Raw genomic sequence first — 3275 nt, 5'->3', positions numbered from 1 at the left:
GCGGCGACGCTCCCAGCGCACCGCCTGGGCCTCCCGCCATCTGCACCGCTTCATGACCACCCGGCACCACCGCACCCGCGACGCCCTGCTCCGGGTGCTGCCCTGAGAGCACCGCGCGCCGGGGCGGGCCGTGCACGCGCCCAGCGCACCGCCTGGGCCTCCCGCCATCTGCACCGCTTCATGACCACCCGGCACCACCGCACCCGCGACGCCCTGCTCCGGGTGCTGCCCTGAGAGCACCGCGGTTCCGGCGACCGCGGACGGGGGGCGCGGTCGCCGGAGGAGAGGGAAAGCAGAAGAGGGCGAGGCGGGAGAAGGGGAGAGGGCGGGAGAAGGCCGGGTCAGGCGCCGTGTTCCGGCACGTGGTCGTGGGCGGTGGGCGCGCCGCCGGGTGACGAGGCGAGGGCGGCGGCCGGTGTCACCGCGCGCAGGTTGCGGATCGCGGGGACCGCGAGCAGGGCCGCGCTGACCCCGATCATGACGAAGCCGCCCGCGAGGAGCACCGTCCGGCCGCCGAACAACTGCGCGGCAGGCCCGGCGAGCGCCTGACCGACCGGCATCATCGCCAGCGAGCCGGCCACCTCGTAGGCGTGGATCCGGTTCAGAACCTCCCCCGGCACCTGGGTCTGCACGCTGGTCGACCACATCACGGCCCAGATGCCGCCGCCCAGGCCCCACATGGCGGCGGCCACCATCATGACGCCCGGCGGCAGCGCCAGGCCGACTGCGGCCGGGTAGAGGCAGCAGATGAGCAGCGCGAAGGATCCGGCGCGCAGCTGCCGCACGGGACGGAAGCGGAGGGCCAGCAGTCCGCCGAGCGCCGTGCCCCCGCCGAGCGCCGAATTGACCAGGCCGTACACGCCGGGGCCGTCGGCGGGGATGATCTCGGAGGCGGTCAGGGGCACCAGCGGCCCCGAGACCGTGACCATGTAGACCATCCAGATGACGATGACGCTCCACATCCAGGTGCGCGCCTTGAACTCCCGCCAGCCCTCGACCAGGTCCGCGCGGTAGGTGGGGCGCTCGGCCCGCGGCGCCTGTGCGGGGAGCCGCAGCAGCGCGAGACAGGCGGCGCTGAGCGCGTACGTGGCGGCGTGCGCGACGAACACGCCGCCGGGGGAGAAGGAGCCCACCAGCGCACCGGCCACCGCGGGCCCGAGCAGCATCGCCAGCGACTCGGCGGTGCCGATCAGCCCGTTGGCGCCCTGCACGTCGGAGGCGACGCGGGGGATGGTGCTGGCGACGCCGGGTTGGAAGAGGCCCGCGCAGATGCCGTTGACCGCGCCGATCGCACACACCTGCCACAGCACCACGTGCCCGGTCAGGAACAGCCCGGCCATCAGGCCCTGGGTGCACACCCGCACCAGGTCGGACGCGATCATCAGGGCGCGGGTGTTGAACCGGTCGCAGAAGACGCCGCCGAAGATGACGAATCCCGCCAGGAACACCGTCAGCGAGGCCAGCGCCGCACCGATCGCTCCGGGACCGTGACCCTGCTGGATCAGACCGGCCGACAGCGCCAGGGGCAGCATCGCGTCGCCGAGCTTGGCGACGGCCCGGCCGGTGAAGAAGAGAACGAAGTTACGGGAGCGCAAGGAGGCCGTCTGGGCACCGGGAGAGGTCACGGCCCCCCAGTCTGGTCCAGACCATCGCGCCCGGCGAGTGATTTTCGCTCCCGAGCCGAAGCCTCCCGAAGGAGACACTCGTTCACTCGCGTGGTTTTGGTGTCCCCTTCGCACGCGCTTCGTTGGTCCGGACGTCCGTGGGGGACGGACAGCAGCCAACGCGCCGGAACAGTCACACAGGAACGGGGACGCCATGTCACGGGGCGCACGGGGTACGACGGCAGCAGGCGGCGGGGCACCGCGCGCCGCGGCGGGGCGCGCGACCCGGTTGGCGCGCGCCCTCGCGGTGGGGCTCGCGCTGCTGTGCGCGGCACCCGCCGGGTGCGGCGTCATGGACGACGCGAAGCCGCCCGAGGACGCCATCCAGGTGAAGCCCGCGGACGGGGCGGACGACGTGCCGACCGACGCCCGCGTCGAGGTGTCCGTGCCCGAGGGGAAGCTGCGCAGCGTGCGGATGGAGCGCAAGGGCAAGGACGCCGGGCGCCCCGTCCCCGGACGCTTCTCGTCCGACCGGCGCAGCTGGCGCCCGGTGCCCGCCACCGACGCGGACGCCGCCGAACGCCCGGGCGGGCAGCGCTCCTCCAAGACGGTGCTGGAGCTGGCGAGCACCTACGTGGTGGACGTGGTGGCCGTCGACGGGGAGGGGGACCGGGTGATCCGGCACGCGACCTTCTCCACCCGGGTGCCGCCGCACCGCTTCGTCGGCTACTTCCGCCCCGAGCACAACCAGACCGTCGGCACCGCGATGATCGTCTCGCTCGACTTCAACCGTTCCATCGCCGACAAGGCGGCCGTCGAGCGCGCGATCAGCGTCACCTCGCAGCCCCGGGTGCCCATCGCCGCGCACTGGTTCGGCAACAACCGCCTCGACTTCCGGCCGCGCACCTACTGGAAACCCGGCACGGAGGTCACCCTCGACCTGCGGCTGCGCGACGTGCGGGCGGCTCCCGGCGTCTACGGCACGCAGCGCAAGAAGGTGCGTTTCACCATCGGCCGCGACCAGCGCAGCGTCGTGGACGTGGAGCGCCGCACGCTGACCGTCCAGCGCGGTGGCCGTACCGTCGAGAAGCTGAAGATCACGGCGGGGACCAAGAAGAACCCCACCTACAACGGCAGAATGGTCGTCAGCGAGAAGTTCGACGAGACCCGGATGAACGGCGACACCGTCGGTTTCGGCGACGAGTACGACATCAAGGACGTGCCGCACGCCATGCGGCTGACCCGCAGCGGCACCTTCCTGCACGGCAACTACTGGGCCCCCAAACGCACGTTCGGCCAGAAGAACACCAGCCACGGATGCATCGGCCTGGCGGACAAGCGCGGCGGTGACGACAAGTCGCCCGCCGGGCGGTTCTTCGGCCAGTCGCTCGTCGGCGACCTGGTGACCGTGCGCAACTCCCACGACAGCACCGTCAAGCCGGACAACGGGCTCGGCGGCTGGAACATGTCCTGGCGCGAGTGGGTGGCCGGCTCCGCCCTGAAGTGACCACCCGCGGGGCCCGGCGCCCCTGACCCCCGTCGCCACGGGTCCGGGCTCCCCCCCCCCCCCCCCCCCCCCCCCCCCCCCCCCCCCCCCCCCCCCCCCCCCCCCCCCCCCCCCCCCCCCCCCCCCCCCCCCGTTCTTCGGCCAGTCGCTCGTCGGCGACCTGG

2 protein-coding genes are annotated in these 3275 nt (G+C 73.4%); one reads left to right on the top strand and one right to left on the bottom strand.

The features are described from left to right. Nucleotides 1-341: 341 nt before the first annotated feature. Nucleotides 342-1625, bottom strand: coding sequence for an MFS transporter (locus AB8Z75_RS33435; protein WP_369208663.1), 1284 nt, complete (start codon nucleotides 1623-1625; stop codon nucleotides 342-344). A 193-nt stretch (nucleotides 1626-1818) separates the two neighbouring features. Between AB8Z75_RS33435 and AB8Z75_RS33430 the strand changes: the two genes are divergently transcribed. Next, complete coding sequence (locus tag AB8Z75_RS33430) at nucleotides 1819-3111, top strand: Ig-like domain-containing protein (protein ID WP_369208661.1); 1293 nt, start codon at nucleotides 1819-1821, stop codon at nucleotides 3109-3111. The last annotated feature ends 164 nt before the right edge of the window (nucleotides 3112-3275 follow it).

The sequence above is a fragment of the Streptomyces sp. PU-14G genome (genome assembly GCF_041028275.1).
Classification (GTDB): Bacteria; Actinomycetota; Actinomycetes; order Streptomycetales; family Streptomycetaceae; genus Streptomyces.
Note: the sequence above shows the minus strand (reverse complement) of the source record. Positions and strands in the feature narration are given on the sequence as shown.